The sequence below is a fragment of the Stenotrophomonas sp. HMWF003 genome (assembly GCF_003061285.1).
In the GTDB taxonomy this organism is placed as follows: domain Bacteria; phylum Pseudomonadota; class Gammaproteobacteria; order Xanthomonadales; family Xanthomonadaceae; genus Stenotrophomonas; species Stenotrophomonas maltophilia_AP.
In genome coordinates this window covers 1-5,420 of record NZ_QAIW01000190.1, presented here as the reverse complement: position 1 = coordinate 5,420, position 5,420 = coordinate 1, and the positions used below count along the sequence as shown (strand labels likewise).

The window sequence follows — 5,420 nt, the reverse complement described above, 5'->3', positions numbered from 1 at the left end:
CGCGGCCTGGGCGTCGGCGGGCACCTGTACGTGGCGCAAGGTTTCGCGCCAGCGCACACCGGCCACGCCCACGTCGGCCAGTACGCGCGCACGCAGCCGCAGCCAGCCCAGCTGGCGGTCAAGCGCGGGCAAGCCCTGCAGCGGCTGTTGTAGCAGCTCTCGCGGCGCGTGCAGGATGCTGGCAACGGCGGGGCGCGCGCGGAACCAGATGAGGCCCAGCACGATCAGCAACAGCGTGGTGATGCCCAGCAGCAGGCCCAGCCATTCGATGATGGTCCAGGGCGCGCTGGACTGGCAGTCCGGCGCCAGCCAGCGCGAGGGCGGCGCCGGGGTGCCCGGCTGGCAACGCCAGTGTCCGTTGGCAGGATCCAGGGTGTGGTCCAGCGCGGTGCCGGCCAGGCCCGCACTGGCCGGAAATTTACCGGTGAAGCGCAGCCGCAGCACGAACGGTGCAGGCACCTCGGCCACTACGACCGCTTCGGCCGGATCATGCACACCCGGCACGGCGACGGCGGTGGGCCATGCGCCTTCGCGCTCCCAATAGCCCTGTGCTTCTTCGCGCAGGAACATCGTGTCGATACGGGCACGCTGCATCAGCATCATGCTTTCGCCATCGTGCGTGATCTTCCACGCCACCCAGGGATTGAGCATCGGCGCCACGAACAGGCTGGCGATGAACCACGTCGCGGCCGCGATCAGCAGCAGCCGCCAGGTGCGCCAGCGCAGCAGCATGCCGCCCGCCGCGCTCATGCGGGCAGCTCGGCAAGGCTGTCGATCACGTGGCGTGCGCAGCGCCGCACGGCGTCGCACCGCCACTCCAGCCACGCGCCGTCGGCATGCACGCGCACCGCCAGCAGGTTGTCCCAATACAGCTGGCGCAGCAGCGGGTCGATCAAGTACGGCCGCGCCGGCGCCAGCCGCGCGCGATCCAGCCAGCTGCCGATCGCGGCGCGTGCGTGGGTGTCACGCAACACCGGCAGCAGCGCCTCCCACAACCGCGGGTGGGTGGACAAGGTCGTAGTCACGGCCTCGTCGTCCAGCACCGCCTCTGGCGAGGGCGTGGTCAACAAGGTGAGCGCGGCCTGGGCCAGCAGCGGATGGCCGCCGGACAGGTGCAGCGCGCGCGCCAGCAGGTAGTCGGGCACGTCGGGGGCCGTGCGCTGCAGGTCGTCCACGACCAGCTCCGGCCACTGCTCGCTGGCCGCGATGTTGAGCAGCGACAGGTCGCCGCCCTGGTACTTCAGGTCCGCCAGCGCTGCGCCACCGCAGATCAGCAGGTGCAGCTTGCCGCTGTACATCTCGCTCAGGCTGCGCAGGATGCCGGCCAGCACATCGCGGGGCCCGGCTGCGCCCTGCTCGAAGCGGCTCACCAGGCAGAACAGGCTGCCGGGTTGCTGCAGGCGGCGCGCCAGCGCCGCTTCAAAGCCGGCGTCGGATGACACCCCTTCCAGCCCGCATTGTTCGGCCAGCCGCGCGAAATAATCCTCGTCGCCCTCGCCTGCCCGGAACGGCGGCTGCAGGTGCAGCACCCGGTCGTGGCCATAGCGCGCGACAGCTTCGGCCAGGATCGCCTCGCGTTCGGGCGGCTGCCCCCAGTGCGCCTGGGTCAGCAGCAGGCAGACCGGGTACGGCCGCAACTGCTGCAGGCGGTCCAGCAGGTGCAGCACCGTGGGCGGCGTCGCGTTGCGCACGGGCAACGCGGCGGCCGGCTCCACCGGGAACTCGGGCTCGAAACCGGCCGAACACAACAGCGCGTTGCTTTCCGCTTCGGTCAGGCGCAGGTAGTTGCAGCAGCCCAGCACCCGGTCGCGGTGGCGGCGGCTGGGCAACGACGCGCCCGAGCGCCAGTTGTTGACCGCTTCGCGGCTGATGCCGATCTCGGCGGCCACGCCCCCCGCACTGGCGCGGATGCGACGCATGTGGCGCGACAGCAGCTCGGCGAACGCGGGAACAGCCATCGGTAGCGACCAGAACGGAGGGGAAGCGGCCACCCTACCGTGGCCGCCTGCACTGTCAACCACCTGCGTAAGGGCCGCGGTCAAGGTACGGCTGCAGCGGCAGGTGCGCGCGGCACGAACAGCTTGCGGGTCAGCAGCAGGTACACCACGAAGACCAGGACACCCAGCAGCAGCACCCCGACCGACAGCCGCCCCAGCACATCACCGAGGCGTTGCTGGCTCTGCAGCCGCTCGAGCCGATCGAAGCGCGCCGGCTGCGCCCGCGAATACGCCACGTGCACCTGCGCGCCCTCTTCCAGGTACGGTGCGGCATTGTCTTCGCTGGTGGTGAATGTGCCGGTATGCGCGACGCCATCGACGCTGAACTGGTAGTGGAACTGGTACTCGTGGCTGACCCGGCCCTTGCGCCGGTGCTCGTCGATGCGATCCAGCTGTACCGGCGCCTGCACGGTCACCGCGTCCTTGAGGATGGCCTCGGCGTTGCGGTGACCACTCAGCGCGGTCCACGCGAAGCCGAGGGCCAGCACGGCATAGCCGATGGCGCACAGCCAGCGCGAGAAACGGCGGATGCGTGCGTGCGACGTGTCCGACACAGGAATACTGATCATCAAAGGCCCCGGTTATGTCATCGCCAGCAGCGGAACTGCGCTGGCACCGGAAAAGTCTGGGCAACGGCGGGCGGCGATTGAACCCGCAGTGCGTCACGTTGCCGGGCCGTGCACTTGACGATGCGTCAAGTGGGCAGGCTCAGAAGAACTCGTCGAGCAGACAGTAAAAGGCCAGCAGTGCGGTATCCGGCACGGTGCCGTAGCGCGCAAAGAAGGGTGCAACCCACTGCCCGCCCAGGTTGCTGGCGATGCTGCGCGCGGCAAGCGCAAGGTCCTGGTGGCGATCGGCCACGCCCAACCGCCCGCAGTCGATGAACCCGGTGAAGCGCCCCTGCGCCGCCATCAGGTTGGGCAGGCAGGCGTCGCCGTGGGTGACCACCAGGTCCACCTGCGCCGGCACGCTGGCCAGCAGCGCCGCAAAGACCTGCTGCACCGTCTGCCCCGCGCGGGCCTCGTCGAAGTCCTCGGCATCCACCGCACCGGCCTCCATCCGCGCCCGCGCCGCCGCCAGGCGATGCGGCAGCCGATGATCGAACGGGCAGCGATCCGTCGGCAGCCTGTGCAGCGCCTGCAAGGCGTCCGCCATCAGGTGCACCACCTGCAGCGGGGCGAGGTCCGGTGACGAGGCCAGGTCACGGCCCGGCACCGCGCGCATCAGCAACCAGCGCCCGTTGGCATCGTCGTGCGTATCCAGTACCTGCGCGGCTTCCATGCCCTGCGTCTGCAGCCACTGCAGGCGCGCGACCTCATCGTGCAGCTCACCAAAGGGATCGTCGGCCGGCTCGCGTTTGATGAAGACATCGCGGCCGCCCCCGCCCTGCACACGGTACACATCCGCGCGCGAGGCGCCGATTGCCTGGGCTTCGATAACGCAGCCGGCGAGGCGCTCGCGCCACAGGTTCGGAAAAGGAACGTTGCCCGTGTCGTGCGGAAGGATCGTGGATGGCGGCATACGTCCATCGTGCGGGCGGCCACACGAAATACAAGGGGACGTGCCGCCGGCCGGACCCTCAGGGAGCGATATGCACCGCAACGCCGCTCTGGCCGACGGCCAGTTCATCGCGCAGGCTGAGCTCGGGAATCCGGTAGTCACCGCCGTTCTGGCGCCGGTAGGCAATGACCGGATCGCTGGCCAGGCCATCCAGGCGCGCGCCCAGCTTTTCCAGCTCATGCGGGTACGAGTCGGCATCGACGCGGCTGCTGCGGTAGATCACATGCGCCGGGAGTACGTCGAATCCGGGATAGAACAGGATGCCGTGCTGGATGGGGAACAGCACGTCGTCGATCGGACCGTTGATGCCGCGCGGACCATAGTGCGACGCCCAGCCTCCGGTGGTGACCACCAGCATGGCGCGCTTGCCGGTCATGGCGCCTTCGCCGTAGCGGTCGCCCCAGTGGCGGTCGGAATGCTCGCCGACGCCATAGGCGAAACCGTAGGCATACACGCGATCGACCCACCCTTTGAGGATCGCCGGCATCGAGAACCACCACAGCGGAAACTGCAGGATCACCGCGTCCGCCCAGCGCAGTTTGTCCTGTTCGGCCGCGATATCCGCGCTCTGCCTGCCGGTTGCGAATGCCTGGCGCGAATCCAGCGAGGCGTGGAACGGAAGCGCAGGATCGCGGCCGACATGGTCACCCGCATCCACCTGGGATTTCCACTGCATGGCGTAGAGATCGGAGACCTGGACAGTATGGCCGGCACGCTGCAGGCGGTCGACAGTGAAGGACTTCAAGGCGCCGTTGAGCGACGTGGATTCGGGATGGGCGTAGACAATCAGGACGTTCATGGGCACTCCAGTGGGGGAATGCGGTGATGGTGTGCGCCGTTCCGATATAGTGGAAATGAATTCCTGCAATCCTAGGCATTGCCATGGACAATATCCTGCGACGTGTCGACCTCAACCTGCTGGTGACGCTTCAGGCGCTGCTCGATGAACAGAACGTCACCCGCGCCGCCGAGCGCCTGCACCTGGCCCAGCCGACGGTGAGCGTGCAGCTGGCCAAGCTGCGGGCGCTGTTCGGCGACCCGCTGCTGTTGCCGGGCCCGCGCGGGATGCGCAGCACCGCACGTGCCGACGCCCTGCGCGGCCCGCTGGCAGAAGCGTTGGCGGCCCTGCAGCGCGCGTTGGCGCCGGTGCAGTCCTTCGACCCGGGCCAGGCACGGCTCACGTGGCGGATCATGGCCTCGGACTTCGGCGAAACCACCGTGGTGCTGCCCGCGCTTCCGGCGCTGCGCCAGGCCGCGCCGGGAGCGCGCCTGGCCGTGGTGGGCCTGGCGCCGGTGCAGATGGTGCCGCAGTGCGAGCGCGGTGACATCGACCTGGCCATCCACATCACCTCCGAAGCGCCGCCCGGCCTGCACCATCGGCCGCTGTTCCAGGAGCGCTACGTGCTGGCGGGCCGCCGCGACCACCCCCGGCTCAAGCGGCGCCCGACGCTCAAGCAGTTCTGCGCGCTCGACCACGTGATCGTCTCGCCCGACGGCGGCGGCTTCCACGGCAATACCGATACCGCGCTGGCGCACGCAGGTGCGCGCCGCAACGTCGTGCTGTCGGTGCCGCACTTCCTGTTTCTGCGCGGCGTGCTGCTGCGCACCGATCTGGTGGCGATGATGCCGTCGCGGCTGGTGGCGCAGGATCCCGCGCTGAAGGCCGTGGAGGCGCCCATCGATGTACCCGGTTTCGAGATGGTGATGCTGTGGCACGAGCGCGTGCACCGGGACCCGGCCCACCGCTGGCTGCGCGAGCAGATCGTGGCCGCGATGGGGTGATGCGGCCGCCCGGGACCAACGAACCGTGATATTGCGACGCGTCATGTAAACGATTACAGCCCCTGCTAGCGTGTCCCTGCC

The 5,420-nt window shown here is 69.2% G+C and carries 6 protein-coding genes; 1 reads left to right on the top strand and 5 read right to left on the bottom strand.

What is annotated here, in order from left to right; genetic code table 11:
* From DBR34_RS07645 to DBR34_RS07625, 5 genes are all read right to left on the bottom strand, one after another.
* Window positions 1-750 (bottom strand): hypothetical protein (locus DBR34_RS07645; RefSeq protein WP_181393938.1); only part of this gene is annotated, 750 nt, incomplete at its 3' end.
* Window positions 747-1,958 carry a hypothetical protein gene (locus tag DBR34_RS07640; RefSeq protein WP_128096345.1) on the bottom strand — a complete coding sequence of 404 codons (1,212 nt, stop codon included), beginning with the start codon at window positions 1,956-1,958 and terminating at the stop codon, window positions 747-749. The genes DBR34_RS07645 and DBR34_RS07640, both read right to left, overlap by 4 nt.
* Window positions 1,959-2,038: 80 nt before the next feature.
* On the bottom strand, window positions 2,039-2,566 hold the full coding sequence (locus DBR34_RS07635; protein ID WP_128096344.1) for a DUF3592 domain-containing protein: 528 nt from the start codon (window positions 2,564-2,566) through the stop codon (window positions 2,039-2,041).
* A 139-nt stretch (window positions 2,567-2,705) separates the two neighbouring features.
* The gene (locus DBR34_RS07630; RefSeq protein WP_128096343.1) at window positions 2,706-3,518 is read right to left on the bottom strand and encodes an APH(3')-II family aminoglycoside O-phosphotransferase; all 813 of its coding nucleotides are present in this window, start codon (window positions 3,516-3,518) and stop codon (window positions 2,706-2,708) included.
* A 58-nt stretch (window positions 3,519-3,576) separates the two neighbouring features.
* The gene (locus DBR34_RS07625) at window positions 3,577-4,356 is read right to left on the bottom strand and encodes an NAD(P)H-dependent oxidoreductase (protein ID WP_128096342.1); all 780 of its coding nucleotides are present in this window, start codon (window positions 4,354-4,356) and stop codon (window positions 3,577-3,579) included.
* Window positions 4,357-4,439: 83 nt separating this feature from the next.
* Here DBR34_RS07625 and DBR34_RS07620 point away from each other — a divergent pair, with 83 nt between their 5' ends.
* On the top strand, window positions 4,440-5,339 hold the full coding sequence (locus DBR34_RS07620; RefSeq protein ID WP_128096341.1) for a LysR family transcriptional regulator: 900 nt from the start codon (window positions 4,440-4,442) through the stop codon (window positions 5,337-5,339).
* Window positions 5,340-5,420: the final 81 nt, after the last annotated feature.